This is a genomic window from Microbacterium sp. NPDC089186, assembly GCF_040685115.1.
Lineage (GTDB): Bacteria > Actinomycetota > Actinomycetes > Actinomycetales > Microbacteriaceae > Microbacterium > Microbacterium galbum.
In genome coordinates this window covers 610,082-625,523 of the sequence record NZ_JBFBHJ010000003.1, presented here as the reverse complement: position 1 = coordinate 625,523, position 15,442 = coordinate 610,082, and the positions used below count along the sequence as shown (strand labels likewise).

16 protein-coding genes are annotated in these 15,442 nt (G+C 70.4%); 10 read left to right on the top strand and 6 right to left on the bottom strand.

What is annotated here, in order from left to right; genetic code table 11:
* Positions 1-200: 200 nt before the first annotated feature.
* Positions 201-3,173, bottom strand: a complete 2,973-nt coding sequence (locus AB0N82_RS13255; RefSeq protein WP_363392146.1) for an Ig-like domain-containing protein — start codon at positions 3,171-3,173, stop codon at positions 201-203.
* A gap of 341 nt (positions 3,174-3,514) precedes the next feature.
* Between AB0N82_RS13255 and AB0N82_RS13250 the strand changes: the two genes are divergently transcribed.
* The 6 genes from AB0N82_RS13250 to AB0N82_RS13225 all read left to right on the top strand — a co-directional run bounded on the left by AB0N82_RS13250 (position 3,515) and on the right by AB0N82_RS13225 (position 7,449).
* On the top strand, positions 3,515-3,913 hold the full coding sequence (locus AB0N82_RS13250) for a DUF6113 family protein (protein WP_363392144.1): 399 nt from the start codon (positions 3,515-3,517) through the stop codon (positions 3,911-3,913).
* 52 nt (positions 3,914-3,965) lie between these two features.
* The gene (gene fdxA / locus AB0N82_RS13245) at positions 3,966-4,286 is read left to right on the top strand and encodes a ferredoxin (protein WP_076676249.1); all 321 of its coding nucleotides are present in this window, start codon (positions 3,966-3,968) and stop codon (positions 4,284-4,286) included.
* 3 nt (positions 4,287-4,289) lie between these two features.
* Positions 4,290-5,393 carry a succinyldiaminopimelate transaminase gene (gene dapC, locus AB0N82_RS13240; protein WP_363392142.1) on the top strand — a complete coding sequence of 368 codons (1,104 nt, stop codon included), beginning with the start codon at positions 4,290-4,292 and terminating at the stop codon, positions 5,391-5,393.
* A gap of 321 nt (positions 5,394-5,714) precedes the next feature.
* Positions 5,715-7,010, top strand: a complete 1,296-nt coding sequence (locus AB0N82_RS13235) for a citrate synthase (RefSeq protein WP_315995373.1) — start codon at positions 5,715-5,717, stop codon at positions 7,008-7,010.
* A gap of 155 nt (positions 7,011-7,165) precedes the next feature.
* Entirely contained in the window at positions 7,166-7,327 is a 162-nt protein-coding gene (locus AB0N82_RS13230) for a hypothetical protein (RefSeq protein ID WP_363392140.1), read from the top strand.
* Positions 7,324-7,449 carry a hypothetical protein gene (locus tag AB0N82_RS13225; RefSeq protein ID WP_363392138.1) on the top strand — a complete coding sequence of 42 codons (126 nt, stop codon included), beginning with the start codon at positions 7,324-7,326 and terminating at the stop codon, positions 7,447-7,449. Before AB0N82_RS13230 ends, AB0N82_RS13225 begins: the two co-directional genes overlap by 4 nt.
* Positions 7,450-7,537: 88 nt before the next feature.
* On the opposite strand, the gene dapD is transcribed toward AB0N82_RS13225, so the two are convergent.
* On the bottom strand, positions 7,538-8,458 hold the full coding sequence (gene dapD, locus AB0N82_RS13220; protein WP_363392136.1) for a 2,3,4,5-tetrahydropyridine-2,6-dicarboxylate N-succinyltransferase: 921 nt from the start codon (positions 8,456-8,458) through the stop codon (positions 7,538-7,540).
* A 43-nt stretch (positions 8,459-8,501) separates the two neighbouring features.
* Between dapD and dapE the strand changes: the two genes are divergently transcribed.
* The 3 genes from dapE to AB0N82_RS13205 all read left to right on the top strand — a co-directional run bounded on the left by dapE (position 8,502) and on the right by AB0N82_RS13205 (position 11,079).
* Positions 8,502-9,578 carry a succinyl-diaminopimelate desuccinylase gene (gene dapE / locus AB0N82_RS13215; protein ID WP_363392134.1) on the top strand — a complete coding sequence of 359 codons (1,077 nt, stop codon included), beginning with the start codon at positions 8,502-8,504 and terminating at the stop codon, positions 9,576-9,578.
* Positions 9,575-10,798 (top strand): hypothetical protein, encoded by a 1,224-nt coding sequence (locus AB0N82_RS13210; RefSeq protein WP_363392132.1) that lies wholly within the window; start codon positions 9,575-9,577, stop codon positions 10,796-10,798. Before dapE ends, AB0N82_RS13210 begins: the two co-directional genes overlap by 4 nt.
* 107 nt (positions 10,799-10,905) lie before the next feature.
* A complete protein-coding gene (locus AB0N82_RS13205) occupies positions 10,906-11,079 on the top strand; it encodes a DUF3117 domain-containing protein (RefSeq protein ID WP_076490128.1) in 174 nt (57 codons plus the stop codon).
* A gap of 81 nt (positions 11,080-11,160) precedes the next feature.
* Here AB0N82_RS13205 and AB0N82_RS13200 read toward each other — a convergent pair whose 3' ends face one another.
* Positions 11,161-11,799, bottom strand: a complete 639-nt coding sequence (locus tag AB0N82_RS13200; RefSeq protein ID WP_315995378.1) for a class I SAM-dependent methyltransferase — start codon at positions 11,797-11,799, stop codon at positions 11,161-11,163.
* 72 nt (positions 11,800-11,871) lie between these two features.
* Here AB0N82_RS13200 and AB0N82_RS13195 point away from each other — a divergent pair, with 72 nt between their 5' ends.
* The gene (locus tag AB0N82_RS13195; protein WP_315995379.1) at positions 11,872-12,243 is read left to right on the top strand and encodes a Sec-independent protein translocase TatB; all 372 of its coding nucleotides are present in this window, start codon (positions 11,872-11,874) and stop codon (positions 12,241-12,243) included.
* Between the two features lie 150 nt (positions 12,244-12,393).
* Here the strand turns inward: AB0N82_RS13195 and AB0N82_RS13190 are convergent, their stop codons facing one another.
* Genes AB0N82_RS13190 through AB0N82_RS13180 form a run of 3 tightly spaced genes read right to left on the bottom strand, consistent with a single transcriptional unit; the run spans position 12,394 to position 15,403 of the window.
* A complete protein-coding gene (locus AB0N82_RS13190) occupies positions 12,394-13,542 on the bottom strand; it encodes an Mrp/NBP35 family ATP-binding protein (protein WP_363392129.1) in 1,149 nt (382 codons plus the stop codon).
* Complete coding sequence (locus AB0N82_RS13185; RefSeq protein WP_315995381.1) at positions 13,539-14,084, bottom strand: DUF1003 domain-containing protein; 546 nt, start codon at positions 14,082-14,084, stop codon at positions 13,539-13,541. The genes AB0N82_RS13190 and AB0N82_RS13185 overlap by 4 nt, the downstream gene beginning before the upstream one ends.
* Positions 14,084-15,403, bottom strand: a complete 1,320-nt coding sequence (locus AB0N82_RS13180; RefSeq protein ID WP_315995382.1) for a CBS domain-containing protein — start codon at positions 15,401-15,403, stop codon at positions 14,084-14,086. Before AB0N82_RS13180 ends, AB0N82_RS13185 begins: the two co-directional genes overlap by 1 nt.
* Positions 15,404-15,442: the final 39 nt, after the last annotated feature.

The following is a 15,442-nucleotide window of genomic DNA, read 5'->3' as shown; positions in this document are numbered from 1 at the left end:
CTCGTCTGTCTCTTCTGCAGACCCGGTGACCGTGGAGCGGCGCTGGCGCCTGACAGGGAAGCGCTAACGGACGAGTCGTGCGGGGCGCGCGTGCCTGTTGCCGCCGGCTCGCGTCCGGTGCCGACGGCGGCGGAAACTACTGCCGTTCGGAACCGTCGACGGCACCAGACGCGCCGACACCACGCGCCTCGTGACTGATTTCACGAGGCGTGGCGCGGGAAGACCGCGAACGACGCCGGGCTCGCCGGCGAAATCTGCGCGATGACACCCGCGATCGAGGTCATGGCGACCGGGGTCGCTGAGTCGGTGTGAGTTCCGTCGCCGAGCTGGCCATCGCCGTTAGCGCCCCACGACATCACCGTTCCGGCCGGCGTCAGCGCGTATCCGCTTGCGACGCTGGCGGAGATGTCGACGATGTCGGTGAGACCGGTGACCTTCTGGGGTGCAGAGGACATCGTCAAGGTTGTGTCCGAAACGCCGGTTCCGAGTCGACCGTGGGCGTTAGACCCCAGCGACCGCACCTCGCCGCCGGTCGTCCGGATGAAGACCGTGTCGAATGCGCAAGCGATCTGCGCCGCTTTGTCCGTCAGGCCGTTGACCTTCAGCGGTTCGCCGAAGAAGCCGGCGGGAGTGACGGAATTGTCGACTCCGAGCTGCCCCTGGGAGTTGTCACCCCAGCCCCATACCTCCCCGTTGTCGAGGATCACGTGGGCAGACGAGCCTGCGGCCGTCAGCTGGACGATGTTCGTCAGATTCTGCACCTGCCGCGGTGTCGACCGGTAGTCATCGCCCCACCCCGCCCCCATCTGCCGGAGGTCGTTACGGCCCCATGCGTAGGCTGTTCCGCCGATCCGCGCGTAGGCGGTGAAGCGTCCGGCGGCGATCTGGTCGACGTCGTACAGCCCATCGATCTGCGTCGGAGTGTCGAAGACGGATGTGTCCGACACCTGATCCGACCCGATCTGGCCGTAGGCGTTCCGGCCCCAGGCCCAGACGCGTGCGCCGTATGCGCCAGAAGTGAGGGCCAGAGCCCAATCCTTTCCGGCTGCGATCTGCTCGATGCCTTCCACGCCCGACACCCGGGCCCACGTGGTCCTCGCCTTCCGCTGCCCCGTGCCGTCCGCGAGCTGCCCGGCGTCGTTGGCGCCGGCCGACCACACGGTGCCGTCGCTGAGAAGGACGAGGGTGAAGTCTTCGCCGGCGGCGACCTGAACGATGGGCATCGGGAAGACTCGGGGGAGCTGGGCGGGCGTCGATGGCCAGTTCCCCTCCTGCCCATTGCCGAATTGCCCGTGGAAGTTGACGCCCACGGCGTAGGCGTTGCTGCCCCGAACGTTCAGGAGTCGGCTCGCGCGGGCGAAGCCTGACTTCGCCTCCGCACGCACCACCGTTCCGGGGGTGGTCCAGACGTCTTCGACCTCCACACGCGCGGAGGCAGACTCGTTGGACGTGTTCACGCCGTTCACGGTCGCTCCCCGCGTGGTGAAGGCGATACCCCTCGCGGAGACCGGAGCACCCGTGGGGGACGCCACCTTCGCGTTCAGCCACGTCTCCTCACCAGCCGTCAGGTACTGCGGGTCCGTGAAGTCGAACTGCACGCGGCGGTCCTCGGTGAGCAGGTACGCCGCGGTGCCGGTGCTCGACGAGGCCCCGAGTCGTGCGACGTTCTGCGTGCCCGTCGTCGTGACGGGGGTCGTACGGTTGGCCGTCGACCCGTCTCCGAGAACGCCCGCGCCGTTGCCACCCCAGGAGCGGATCTCGCCATTCGACAACAGGGCACGCGCGCTCTCCCCGTTCGCGGCGATCTCGACCACGTTCTGCAGGCCGGTGACCTGCACGGGCGTGCTCCGGTTGGTCGTCGTCCCGTCGCCCAGCTGCCCCACGTTGTTGCGACCCCAGGCCCAGACGGTGCCGTCGGACCGCAGGGCGTAGACGCTCTGATGTCCGGCGGCGATGCGAATCACGCCGCTGATGGCCGCGAAGCTCGACCCCGTCGACCAGTTGATCTCTTCATCTGGTGTTTCTCCGAAATCCAGGCCTCGCTGGCCCTTGTCGTTGCTTCCCCACACGAGCACCTTGCCGTCGTCGGTGAGGGCGTACCCGGTCTTGTCCCCTGCCGCGACCTGCACGATGCCCGAGTGGTCGCGGAGGCTGATGTCGCCGCGCTGGCCGTGGTCGTTGCTGCCGGCCGTCGTGATCTTCCCTCCGCGATCGAGCGTGATCAGGAAATCGTCTCCCGCCGCGATCGCCGCCGCGTTCCTCGCGACGAGCGCCGGCTCGAGCTTGTCGGTCGTGTTGGCGACGTTGAGCTGGCCGGCTTCGTTCGCCCCCCAGGCGTACACGTCTCCGTTCGCCAGCAGCACGTACGCGGATTGACGCCCCGCGGCGATCTGCACTGTGGCCGTATCGTCCGACTTTCCCCACCACGGTCGCTGCGACGGGTCGTCGTCCCAGTTGCCGCCGACCTGTTCCCACTCCGACCGGTCCCGCGTGTCGCCGAGACCGAGCTGCCCCCGGTCGTTGGCGCCGATGACCGAGATGACGTTGCCCTCGGCACTCCAGGCGAGCGTGAAGTCGGCTCCCGAGACGACGGATTCGAGGGTGGAGTAGAACTTCCGCGCAAGCTGAGCGGCAGTCGCCCCGTACGCATCGGTCGACCCGGTGCCGAGGTGACTCTTCGCGTTGTCTCCCACGCCGTAGGCGTTCGCTCCGCCGATCACCGCACCGACCCCGATGGTGCGGGTGTTGCCCTTGTCCGTCACCTGCGCGGTTTCCGAGGTGCCGGAGCCGGGCCGCTCCCACACCGACGTCGATGTCACGGTCGCCCGTGCGAATCCATCGCTGTCGGTGAGGGTCGATGTCGGGGAGATGGTCACGTTCGCCGACGACGAGAACGTTACGAGGACCCCGACCTTCGGGGAGTAGTTCGCGTCCCGCACGAGCACCTCAACCGGCGCAGACCCGCCGGCTTCGAGGCGGCCGACGTTCATGTTGAGACTGTCGATCGGCGCGCCATCCGACGCCGCCGCGGCCGCGGGGACCGCAGTCGCCGTGACGATGGCGGGAACGGCCCAGGCGCTTCCCGCGATGAGCGTGCGGCGCGAGACGCTCCGCGCGGCCTGCGTGGGCGCGTCGGGTGAGGGAGAAGGTGGCGTGGGCGAGAGAGAACTCATCAGGGTCCTTAGGTCATGGCGACAGCGATGGCAACAGCGTGCCGCTCGCCCGAGGGTTCCCGGACGGGGTCGGGAGGCCGGAAGGGGCGGGGTGAGCATGTATTGGCGACGTTTTCGCGACATCGACGCGTCCTCCTCCGATGCGGGTTCACCCACGAGAGCCGAGGCGGACCCGGCGGTTTCACCCGCAGCACGTCGTTCGCATCGACGACGGCAGGGCGTTCGGCGCGGGTCGTTCTGCCGAGCAGGTCGACGCGGGCTCTCCGTCTTCGTACTCCGTGGCGGCAGGGGGCGACCGTGCTCACAGCCGCGCCATCGGCGGCGACCGTAGGATCGGACTCGTGAAGTACGGCATTCTCCGCGTCGTCGGCTGGATCGTCGCGGCGGCGATCGGTGCCTTCTACGGCGCGGCCGGCACGGTGACGCAGGCGTTCCTCCTCGGTCCGGTCCCCGTGGGCCTGCTGCTGGCGACGGTCGGCAGCGCCGCCCTGCTCATCGCGCTGCGCACCCTCACGGGAGACCGCGTGAACGCCCTGGCCGGTGGGCTCGGCATCACACTCGCGACCTACGTGTTCTCGCAGGTCGGCCCCGGCGGATCGGCGATCGTGGCCGCCCCGACCGCGGGGACCGAGTGGATCCCACTCGTGTGGACGGTCGTGGGTCCCGCGCTCATGGTGCTCGTGGCGTTGTGGCCCGACTTCTCCCGGCTCCCGGCCCCGGCTCGTACCAGCGGATCATAGGTCCGCGGCTCGGCGGAAGGGCCGTGCGCCGCAGCGCGATTAGACTGGGCGCGTGACTTACGTGATCGCCCTCCCGTGTGTCGATGTGAAAGACCGCGCCTGCATCGACGAGTGTCCGGTCGACTGCATCTACGAAGGCGAGCGGTCGCTCTACATCCACCCCGACGAATGCGTCGACTGCGGTGCGTGCGAGCCGGTCTGCCCCGTCGAGGCGATCTACTACGAGGACGACTTGCCCGAGGAGTGGTCCGACTACTACAAGGCCAACGTCGAGTTCTTCGACGACATCGGATCTCCCGGTGGCGCGGCCAAGGTCGGCGTGATCGCCAAGGATCACCCGGTCGTGTCGTCGCTGCCCCCGCAGAGTCACTGAGCCGTGGGCGTCGCCGACCTCGCCGACTACCCCTGGGACGCGGTCGCCCCCTACGCGGAGCGTGCGCGACGGCATCCTGACGGGATCGTTGACCTGTCGATCGGTTCACCCGTCGATCCGACGCCCACCGTCATCGCCGATGCCCTCGCCGATGCGACCGACGCGCACGCCTACCCGCAGACCGCGGGGACGCCCGCGCTGCGCGAGGCCATCGCGGAGTGGTATCACCGCCGGCGCGGGGTTCCCGCACTGAATGCAACGCACGTGCTCCCGACCGTGGGGTCGAAGGAGCTCGTGGCCCTGCTGCCGCTGCTGCTCGACCTCGGTCCGGGCGATGCGGTCGTGCACCCGCGCGCCGCCTACCCCACGTACGAGGTCGGCGCCCGTCTCGTCGGCGCCGAGGCCGTGGCATCCGACGATCCGCAGGAATGGCCGGAGAACACGCGGCTCGTCTGGATCAACTCACCGGGAAACCCCGACGGGCGCGTGCTCTCCGTCGCCGAGCTCCGGGATGCCGTGCATCGGGCGCGCGAACTCGGAGCCGTCCTCGCCTCCGACGAGTGCTACGCCGAGCTGGGCTGGGAGGCGCCGTGGGACGCGCAGCGCGTGCCCAGCCTGCTCGACCCTGCCGTCGTGGGCGATGACCTCACCGGGGTGCTGTCGGTGTACTCGCTCAGCAAGCAGTCGAACCTCGCGGGGTACCGCGCGGCGTTCCTCGCCGGCGACCCCGCGCTCGTCACGCGCCTGCTGACCGGCCGCAAGCACCTGGGCCTCATGCCCCCGGCGCCCGTGCAGCGCGCGATGACCGTCGCCCTGGGCGACGACGCCCACGTCGAGGAGCAGCGCGAGCGCTACGCCCGACGTCGGGCAGTGCTCAAGCCCGCCGTCGAGGCGGCCGGGTTCACGATCGACCACAGCGAGGGCGGGTTGTACCTCTGGGCGACCGAGGGTCGCGACGCGTGGGAGAGCGTCGGGCGTCTGGCCGACCTCGGCATCCTCGCGGGGCCGGGGCATTTCTACGGCACGCACTTCCCGAACCACGTGCGGTTCTCGTTGACGGCGACGGACGAGCGGATCGCCGCGGCGGCGGAGCGCCTGGCAGGCTGAGCGAGCCGGGAGCCGGCGAGCTGCCGGGGCGGTGACTCGTCCACGAGCGCTGCCGGCCGACCCGCCCGGGCTGCAGCGTCGTGATGGACGGCATCCGGTGCGCTGATCAGGAGGATCCCTCCATTCGATGGGGGGATCCTTTAGCGGTGTCATCTGTACGTCGGCGTGCCTACTAGGCTGTAAAAGCACTGTGTCCGGGTACCTTCCGTGCGCGTGCCGACCCGGAGGCCATACCCGTGGCATCCACCGGTTGAGAAGACCGCGGGTGCCGCCGCTCCCGCGATCGACCACATGGGCGACCAGAAATCGCAAGGAGGCGCGGTGAGCGACGCGGGCACGCAGCAGGACAAGGCCACTCTGACGGTAGGGGGCTCCACCGCCGAATTCCCGGTCCTGCGAGGCACCGACGGCGTCCCGAGCATCGACATCGCGTCGCTGACGAAGCAGACGGGGCACACCACCCTCGACTACGGCTTCGTCAACACCGCGTCGACGAAGTCGGACATCACCTTCATCGACGGCGACCAGGGGATCCTGCGCTACCGCGGGTACCCGATCGAGCAGCTGGCGAAGAACAGCACCTACCTCGAGGTCGCCTGGCTGCTGATTTACGGCGAGCTGCCCTCGGCATCCGAGCTGGCGTCGTTCGACGAGCGCATCCGCCGTCACACGCTCCTGCACGAAGACCTCAAGCGCTTCTTCTCGGCGCTGCCGCCGACCGCGCATCCCATGTCGGTGCTGTCGGCCGCGACCGCCGCGCTCTCGACCTACTACGAGGCCGAGTCCGACCCGCACAACCCCGAGCACGTCGAGCTCAACACCGTGCGCATGCTCGCCAAGCTCCCGGTGATCGCGGCCTACGCGCACAAGAAGAGCATCGGCCAGGCGTTCCTGTACCCCGACAACTCGCTCGGCTTCGTCGACAACTTCCTCAAGCTCAACTTCGGTGTGCTGAGCGAGATCTACCAGGTCAACCCCGTCATGACGAAGGCGCTCGACCTTCTTCTCATGCTGCACGCCGACCACGAGCAGAACGCCTCGACCTCGACGGTGCGTCTTGTCGGCTCGACCGGGGCGAACCAGTTCGCGTCGATCTCCGCCGGCATCCAGGCCCTCTCCGGCCCGCTGCACGGCGGCGCGAACGAGGCCGTGCTGCAGATGCTCGGCCGTATCCGCGATTCCGGCGAGAGCGTCGAGCGCTTCGTCGAGCGGGTGAAGAACAAGGAAGAGGGCGTCAAGCTCATGGGCTTCGGCCACCGGGTCTACAAGAACTACGACCCGCGCGCCAAGCTCGTCAAGGAGGCCGCCGACGAGGTCCTCGAGGCCCTGGGCGTCAGCGACCCGCTCCTCGACCTCGCGAAGGAGCTCGAGCAGATCGCGCTGCAGGACGACTACTTCAAGGAGCGTCGCCTGTACCCGAACGTCGATTTCTACACCGGCGTGATCTACAAGGCGATGGGCTTCCCGACCCGCATGTTCACCGTGCTGTTCGCCATCGGGCGCCTGCCGGGCTGGCTCGCGCAGTGGCGTGAGGCCATCACCGACCCGCAGACGAAGATCGGCCGCCCGCAGCAGCTGTACACGGGTGCCGCGGAGCGGAACTACCCCGGCGTCTGACCGGCATGCGGAACGCCCCGTCCCTCTCTCGAGGGGCGGGGCGTTCTGCTGGGCGGGCTGGGCTTCCGGCGGTTCAGTGGCCGCGACAGCGGGCATAAACGGCATCCGTGTGCAGAAACGCGGGAACGGGGTGTTTCTGCCGATGAACAGCGTTCATGTGGAGGGCAAGGCGCGGGTCGCGATCGCTGCCCGAGGTACGCCGGGACCGACTGTCGACCATCACCCCCGTCGCGATCGTGTGGATCGTGGCGGCCGCGGTGGGAATCGCCCTGACCGAGGTGGACGCGGGCGTCCTGACATCGCTCGCCCCCTGGTGACGGTTCTGATCGCGGGCGTGGGTGCCGTGCTCGTGTTCCGCACCTGGCCGCCACGCTCCATCGAGGAGAACGGCACGGATGCCGCCGACCCGCTCGAACTCGACGAGCAGCACCTGCGCTGATCGGTATCACCGCGGCCGGCCCCGCCCCCTTTGGAATGGGGCGGGGCCGGGCTGCGCGAGCGGTGCGGCTCCGGCTGCCCGGCCCGGGTCAGGCGTGCAGCGCCTCGTTCAGGGTGACACCGACACCGGCGCGGGCCGACGCCTCGACGGCGCCGGTGAGGGAGTTGCGGCGGAACAGGATGCCGTCGCGGCCCGACAGCTCGCCGGCCTTGACCGTCTCGTCGCCGACGCGCACCTTCGTTCCGGCCGTGACGTAGAGGCCGGCCTCGACGACGCAGTCGTCGCCGAGCGAGATGCCGATGCCCGCGTTCGCGCCGAGGAGCGTGCGCGCCCCGATCGAGACGCGGTGCGTTCCTCCGCCCGACAGGGTGCCCATGATCGAGGCGCCGCCGCCGATGTCGGTGCCGTCGCCGATCACGACGCCCTGCGAGACGCGGCCTTCGATCATCGACGAGCCGAGCGTGCCGGCGTTGAAGTTGACGAAGCCCTCGTGCATGACGGTCGTGCCGGGGGAGAGGTGCGCACCGAGCCGCACGCGCGAGGCGTCGGCGATGCGGACGCCCGCGGGCAGGACGTAGTCGGTGAGGCGCGGGAACTTGTCGAGCGCCTGGAGCTGGATGCCGTGCCGCTTGAGCTGCGGGAGGGCGCGCGCCGCGGTCTCGGGATGCATCGGGCCGGCGGTGGTCCACGCGACGTTGGGGAGGTGCCCGAAGATGCCGTCGAGGTTGATTTCGTTGGGGCGCACGAGCAGGTGCGACAGCGCGTGCAGACGGAGGTACGCGTCAGCCGTCGAGGCGGGGGCCGCATCGACGTCGATGGTGAGGGCGATCGCCTCGACGACGACATCGCGTCGCTCGTCCGCCCCGGCCGAGGGCTCCAACGCCGCGACGGCGGCATCCAGGTCGTCGGAGTCGCCGAGGACGGGGTTCGGGAACCAGGCGTCGAGCACCGTCCCGTCGGTGGTCCGTGTCGAGAGGCCGGCAGCGCTGATGCGTCGTTCGTTGCTCACAGGCCCAGGCTACCGGCGGGACCGCGTGTGAAATGATCGGGGCATGGCCGCGCTCGATCTGACCTCCTCCTCCGTCGCCCTCACGCGGGCCATCTGCGACATCCACAGCGAGTCGGGCGACGAGACCACACTGGCCGATGCGATCGAGGCCGCGGTCTCCGCCCACGACCACCTCGACGTCGTCCGCGACGGCGACACGATCGTCGCTCGCACCACCCTGGGTCGTGAGCGCCGGGTGGTCATCGCCGGGCACATCGACACCGTTCCCATCAACCGCAACCTGCCCGTCGAAGAGCGCGAGATCGAGGGCGAGGCCTACCTCTGGGGACGCGGCACGGTCGACATGAAGGCCGGGGTCGCGGTGCAGCTGAAGCTGGCGGCCGAACTCACCGAGCCCGGGGTCGACATCACCTGGATGTGGTACGACCACGAAGAGGTCGACTCCTCGCTCAACGGCCTCGGCCGCCTGTCCCGCAACCGTCCCGACCTCTTCGCGGGCGACTTCGCGATCCTCGGCGAGCCGAGCAACGGCGAGGTCGAGGGCGGATGCAACGGCACGCTGCGCGCGCTCGTCCGTACCGACGGCGTGCGGGCCCACAGCGCCCGGTCGTGGATCGGCGAGAACGCCATTCACAAGGCGGCGCCTATCCTCGCCCGGCTCGCCGAGTACCGCGCCCGTGAGATCGAGGTCGAGGGTCTCGTCTACCGCGAGGGGCTGAATGCGGTCCGCATCACGGGAGGCGTCGCGGGCAACGTCATCCCCGACGCCTGCGAGGTCGAGGTCAACTACCGCTTCGCTCCCAGCCGCGACGCGGCCTCCGCGTCGCGCGTCGTCCACGATGTCTTCACCGGCTTCGAGGTCGAGATCGTCGACATCGCCGAGGGGGCGCGACCGGGTCTCGACGCGGAACTCGCGAAGGAGTTCGTGGAAGCCGTGGGCGCCACGCCGAAGCCCAAGTACGGCTGGACCGACGTGGCGCGGTTCTCGGCCCTCGGCATCCCGGCCGTCAACTACGGCCCCGGCGACCCGCACCTCGCGCACCATGACGAGGAGCGCGTGCCGGTCGCGCAGATCGATGCCGTCGAGCGGGGTCTGCGCGCCTGGCTGAGCGGGTCGTGACCGCCGCGGCCACGATCTCCGCTCCCGTGCGCGCATGGGAGCGTCTGCCCGTCGCCGCACGTATCGCGCTGATCTACGTCGCGGCGCGGCTGGTGACCACCGGCTTCTTCCTCCTCGCATCGGCCCTGTCGGGTCCGGGCTCGCGGTACGGCGTCTCCCCGTCGCTCGGTGACCTGGCCCTCGGGTGGGATGCGCAGTGGTACTGGTTCGCGGCGGTGTCGGGGTATCCCGAGCATCTGCCGATCACCACGACGGGCGACGTGGCGGAGAACGCCTGGGCGTTCATGCCGCTGTACGCCTTCCTCTCCGCCGGCCTGGGGTCGCTCCTCGGTTCGTGGGGCGCGGGAGCCGTCGCGATCTCGCTGGCGGCGGGGTACGGCGCGAGCGTCATGCTGTATGCGCTCCTGCGCGAACGGATCGGCGGATCCGCGGCGATGTGGGCCGTCGTGTTCTTCGCGAGCGGCCCGCTCGCCGCTCTGTTCCAGGTCGGCTACGCGGAGGCGCTCTTCCTCTTCCTCCTCTTCCTGGCGCTGTGGTGCGTCCAGCGGCGACGGTGGGGGTGGCTCTACGTGCTCGTGCCCGTCATGGGCTTCACGCGCCCCGGTGCGCTGGCCTTCGCGCTCTTCCTCGGGCTCTACGGCATCCATCGCTTCCTGCGTCGCCGCGCCGAGTCGCTTCCGGTGTCGGAGATCGTGCACGTCGTCGCGCTGGGCGTGCTGTCGAGCGTGGTGGGGTTCGCCTGGCAGGCGATCGCGGCGGTGGTGACCGGGCAACCGAGCGCCTACCTCGCGACCGAGCTGGCCTGGCGCCGCAACTGGATCGCGGATGCCGGCGGCACCTTCGTCCCCGTGGAGGGGTGGGTGCAGGGGGCCCGGTTCTGGTTCACCCAGTGGGGGCTCGGGCCGCTCGCGGGCGTGATCGCCCTCGTGCTGCTCGTCGGCGGCATCACCGTCGCGCTCGTGGTGCTGCCGCAGGTGCGTGCGCTCGGGATCGAGGTGCGCCTCTGGTCGGCGAGCTATCTGATCTACCTGCTGCTGGTGTTCTTCCCGCAGTCGAGCATCTTCCGCCTCCTGGTCCCGGTGTCGCCGCTGTGGGGGGCACTCGCGATCCCGCGCTCTCGCGCCTGGCGCCTCGGCGTGCTCGCCGTGGCCCTGCTCGGTCAGTGGTGGTGGATCTACAACATGTACGCGCTGGGGAACGCCTTCTGGCAGATCCCCTGAACGCGGTTCCGCGCCGGCGCAGATGACGGGCGGGGACGGCGATACGTCGAGCGCGCGCGCCGACACAGTAAACTACTTCACAGACCAACGAGGAAAAGGGGGCCGCGATGGCAGCCATGAAGCCGCGTACCGGCGACGGACCGATGGAGGCCGTGAAGGAGGGCCGGTTGATCATCGTGCGCGTGCCGCTCGAGGGCGGCGGGCGTCTCGTCGTCTCGGTGAACGACGCCGAGGCGAAGGAACTCTACGACGTGCTCGGCGGTGTCGTCGGCGCCGCCTGACGAACATCTCCGCACGAAGGCCGGTCCCCACGGGGGCCGGCCTTCGTCGTGTCGGCGGGGCGACGTCGTGTCGGCGGGGCCTCAGGCGTCGGTCGGGCGCGTCGTGAGCTGCAGCAGGCCCTCGCCGGTCGTGGAGAGGGCGCCGATGACGGCGGGGGAGGCCTGGACCTCCTGGATCAGGGAGCGGTAGGCCGTGGTCACGGCGTCACGGCGAACGGGATCGGCCACCGCGCCACCCGCGAGCACGCGCGGGATGAGCACCGTTCCGCCGGCGCGCACCAGGCGGAGACCGTACTCCACGTATTCGATGACGCCCTCGGGGTCGGCGTCGATGAAGACGATGTCGTACGACGCCTCGTTCATGCGCGGGAGGACGTCGGAGGCGCGGCCCGTGATGAAGCGGGCGCGAGCTGCGGGCACGCGCGCGTCGAGGAAGGCCTGACGGGCGGCGCCGAGGTGCTCGGGCTCGCTGTCGATGGTCGTGATCGTCGCGCGCGGGGAGCCGTGCAGCAGCCAGAGTCCGGAGACACCGCCGCCGGTTCCGACCTCGACGATGTTCAGGGCGCGCGACGCCGCCGAGATCACGGCCGCCTGTGCGCCGACGGCGGGGCTCACGGGCGCAGCGCCCAGTTCGAGCGCGTGCGCCCGGGCGCGAGCGATGTGCTCGGGCTCGACCGTCGACTCCTGCACGAACCGTTCGTTCGCCTGTTGACCGCTCACGTGGACCTCCTCGACTCAGGCTAGACGGACGAAGGGTGCGCACCCCCCAGGCGCGGCCGGTAATCTGGTGCCATGTTCTTCGGCCTCACGATCGAGAAGCTGCTGCTGATCGGCGTGATCGCCGCCGTCCTCGTGGGCCCCGAGCGGCTCCCGCGCTACGCGGAGACGCTCGCCAAGTTCACCAAGCGCGCCAAAGAGACGCTGCAGGGGGCCCGGACGCGCATGCGCGACGAGATGGGCCCCGAGTTCGACGACGTCGACTGGAAGAAGCTCGACCCGCGTCAGTACGACCCGCGGCGCATCATCCGCGAGGCGTTGCTCGACGACACTCCCACGGCGACCATGCGGGCGGCAGGCGCCGCCGCGCTCGCGGCGAAGCCGAAGCCGACGGTGCCGCCGTTCGCGCCCGGCGAGCGCCCGCCCTTCGACGACGAAGCGACCTGAGCCGGGGCTCGTGAGGGAGGTTCCGGAGCGTGTCGAAGGGACCGGTGCCGCTGTGGGGCGGTGGCTTCGACGGGCTCAGCCACCTGGCGTGGGCGCGTGGAGGCGGTGGCTTCGACAGATTCGGACACCCGACCGCGCCGAGCAGAGCCGTCAGACGTTCAGGCGCAGGGGCCTGCCCGCCAGACCGCGGGGGCGGATGGCGAGCGCGGCGGCGGCGGCGTCGATCGCCTGCGCGGCGGGGTCGTCGGGCTGCGAGAGCACCACGGGTCGACCGTCGTCGCCGCCCGAACGCAGGGCCGGGCTGAGGGGGACGGATGCCAGCAACGGCACCGACGACTCCTCGTCCGAGAGCGCGCGGGCGACCTCGTCGCCGCCACCCGCGCCGAACAGATCCAGAACGGTTCCGTCGGGGAGGGTCATGGCGGCCATGTTCTCGATCACACCGATCGGGCGCTGCCCGGTCTGCCGTGCCACGAGCCCCGATCGAACGGCCACCTCGGCGGCGGCGGCCTGCGGTGTCGTCACCACGAGCACATCGGCGTGGGGGAGCAGCTGCCCCACCGAGATCGCCACGTCGCCCGTCCCCGGCGGCATGTCGAGCAGCAGCACGTCGAGGTCGCCGAAGAAGACGTCGGTGAGGAACTGCTGCACCGTCCGGTGCAGCATCGGACCGCGCCACGCGACCGCGCCCGCGGCATCCTCTCCGGGGCGGCGGAGGAACATGCCGATCGAGATGACCTTCACCCCGTACGCCACGGGAGGCAGGATGAGGTCGTCGAGGCGGGTCGGTGCCGGCGGCAGGCCGTCGGTGTCGACGAGGCCGAGAAGACCCGGGATCGAAAACCCGTGCACGTCGGCGTCGATGAGACCCACCCGCAGGCCGCGCGCCGCGAGCGCGACGGCGAGGTTCGCGGTGATCGTCGACTTCCCGACGCCGCCCTTGCCGCTGGTCACGGCGATGACGCGCGTGAGGGAGTCGGGTCCGAAGGGCATCTCGCGCTTCGCGCGGCCACCGCGCAGCTTCTCGGTCAGCTCTTTGCGCTCGTCGGGCGACATGACGCCGACGCGCACGTCGACCGCGTCGACCCCGGCGACCGAGGCCGCGGCATCCCGGACGTCGCGTTCGATGCGATCGGCGGCGGGGCACCCCACGATCGTCAGGGCGATACCGACCTCGGCGACACCGTCGCGCACCGCGATGTCGCGGAGCATGTCGAGCTCGCCGAGGGGGCGTCGCAGCTCCGGGTCGGTGACGCCCGCCACCGCGTCGCGGACCCGGGCGGTCAGCTCGGCCGTCACGGGGTCGCCCGTGGCGAGGCCGGGCGCGCTCCCGTGTCGGGCTGCTCGTCGAGGCGCTCCAGGAGGGCCTTCAGCTCGGTGCGCAGCGTGTCCTTGGTGATGACCTCGTCGGTCAGGTCCCTCACCGCCATGCGCAGCGCGACGATCTCGCGTGCGAGGTACTCGGTGTCGGCGAGGTTGCGCTCGGCGCGCTGGCGGTCCTGCTCGATCTGCACGCGGTCGCGGTCGTCCTGACGGTTCTGGGCCAGCAGGATGAGCGGCGCGGCGTACGACGCCTGCAGCGACAGCACCAGCGTCAGCGCGGTGAACCCGATCGCGGCCGAGTCGAAACGCCAGTCGTCGGGGGCGATGGAGTTCCACCCCATCCACAGCACGCAGAACATCGTCAGCGAGAGAAGGAACGTGGGCGTGCCCATGGCCCGCGCGACCCACTCGGTGAACCGACCGAAGCGGTCCCGGGAGGGCTGCGGGGTGCGGGGGGCGAGCACGCCGGTGCGCCCGCGGGGCGCATCGAGGGCGGGCGTCTTGTTGTTGCGTGCCATCAGCGCCTCCTCGGGGTCTGCGGGATCTGGGTGGGGATGCTCTGCGTCTGCAGGGGCCTGACCGAGGTCGGGGGTTTCGGATCGTCGCTGTCGTGCGTGCGCCAGTCGTCGGGCAGCAGGTAGTCGAGCACGTCGTCGACGCTGACGCAGCCCACCAGGCGATGCGCCTGGTCGACGACGGGGAGCGAGACGAGGTTGTAGCTCGCGAGCAGGCGTGCGACCTCGGCCGCCGTCGCGTCGGAGGGGACCGGCTCGAGCGTGTCGTCGATGATCGCGCCGAGGCGCTCGTGCGGCGGGTAGCGCAGCATCCGCTGGAAGTGCACCGTGCCCAGCAGACGCCCCGTGGGCGTCTCGTAGGGCGGGAGGGTGATGAAGACGGATGCCGCGAGGGCGGGGTGCAGCTCGTGACGGCGGATGAGGGCCAGGGCCTCGGCCACGGTGGCATCCGCTGACAGCACGATGGGCTCGGGGGTCATGAGACCACCGGCAGTGTCGGGGCCGTACTGCAGCAGGGCGCGGACGTCGTCCGCCTCCTCCGGTTCCATGAGGTCGAGCAGTTGCTCCGAGCGCGACTCGGGGAGCTGACCGAGGAGGTCGGCCGCATCGTCGGGCTCCATGGCATCCAGGATGTCGGCGGCACGCTCGTCGCCGAGCTGCTCGAGGATGTGCACCTGCTCGTCTTCGGGCATCTCTTCGAGGGCGTCGGCGAGGCGGTCGTCGCTGAGCTCCTCGGCGACTTCGATGAGGCGCTCCTCCGGCAGGTCGAGGAGCGTGTTGGCGAGGTCGGCGGGCTTGAGCTCGGAGTAGGTGGCGACCAGCTGCTCGGCGGACTGCGCCTCGCCGGGGGTCTGGTTCTCGCGCACCTCGCCCCACGCGGCGAAGGTGGTCGCCCCCTTCGCGAAGGGCGACGCGCTCGTGCGCGGGCGGCGCAGGAACAGCTGCCCCACGTCCCACTCGCCGAGGCGGTTGCGCTCGATCGCGACGTCTTCGATCACGGCGCCGCCCGAGCCGTCGACGAGGCTGACGCGCCGGCCGAGCATCTCGGCCATGACGCGCACCTCGCCGCCGCGCTGTTGGAAGCGACGCACGTTGATGAGGCCGGTCGTGATGACCTGACCGGCCTGTATCGAGGTGACGCGTCCGATGGACACGAACACATGTCGGCGCCCGGGGATCTCGACGACGAGGCCCACGACGCGCGGTGCGGCCGACGCGCGGTAGATCACCACGACGTCGCGCACCTTGCCCAGACGGTCGCCCGCCGGGTCGAACACCGTGCAGCCCGCCAAGCGGGCGACGAAAACCCTTTGCGTGCTCACCGGTCCAGCGTAGTCCGCGCCTCATGCGCAACACCTCGG

Coding starts and splice junctions, on each gene's coding strand:
- AB0N82_RS13255 (WP_363392146.1), bottom strand. CDS start 3,173: ATGAGTTCTCTCTCGCCCACGCCACCTTCTCCCTCACCCGACGCGCCC.
- AB0N82_RS13185 (WP_315995381.1), bottom strand. CDS start 14,084: ATGGCACGCAACAACAAGACGCCCGCCCTCGATGCGCCCCGCGGGCGC.
- AB0N82_RS13230 (WP_363392140.1), top strand. CDS start 7,166: ATGTGGAGGGCAAGGCGCGGGTCGCGATCGCTGCCCGAGGTACGCCGG.
- AB0N82_RS13195 (WP_315995379.1), top strand. CDS start 11,872: ATGTTCTTCGGCCTCACGATCGAGAAGCTGCTGCTGATCGGCGTGATC.
- dapE (WP_363392134.1), top strand. CDS start 8,502: ATGGCCGCGCTCGATCTGACCTCCTCCTCCGTCGCCCTCACGCGGGCC.
- AB0N82_RS13205 (WP_076490128.1), top strand. CDS start 10,906: ATGGCAGCCATGAAGCCGCGTACCGGCGACGGACCGATGGAGGCCGTG.